This is a genomic window from Pseudoalteromonas sp. RB2-MNA-CIBAN-0110, assembly GCF_040309305.1.
In the GTDB taxonomy this organism is placed as follows: domain Bacteria; phylum Pseudomonadota; class Gammaproteobacteria; order Enterobacterales; family Alteromonadaceae; genus Pseudoalteromonas; species Pseudoalteromonas arctica.
The window spans coordinates 1-331 of record NZ_JBEOOQ010000119.1; the positions used below are offsets into that span (position 1 = coordinate 1).

Consider the following 331-nt stretch of genomic DNA (forward strand, 5'->3'; position numbering starts at 1 on the left):
TCGTAATCCTGTTGGGTATGCAAAAGCGTTAAAAGAGTTTGACGATTATTTGCCAACTATATTAAACGCACTTAAAGCCGATGATTTACTAATTATTACTGCCGATCATGGCTGCGATCCAACCTTTCCAGGTTCTGAGCACACCCGTGAATACGTACCAGTAATTGCTTACCAACCGGGTATGAGCGACACCCCACTTGGTGAGCGCAATAGTTTTGCAGACATAGGTCAAACCTTAGCACAATGGTTTAACTTACCTGCGCTTGAATACGGTGATGGCTTTATAGATAAGCTAACTACATCTAAATAAAAAGGAAAGATTAATGAGTAC

At 40.8% G+C, this 331-nt stretch carries 1 pseudogene; it reads left to right on the forward strand.

The annotated features are described in order from the left end of the window. Positions 1–310 (forward strand): annotated as a pseudogene (locus AAEY68_RS20795) (phosphopentomutase); the annotation flags it as partial. Positions 311–331 lie beyond the last annotated feature (21 nt).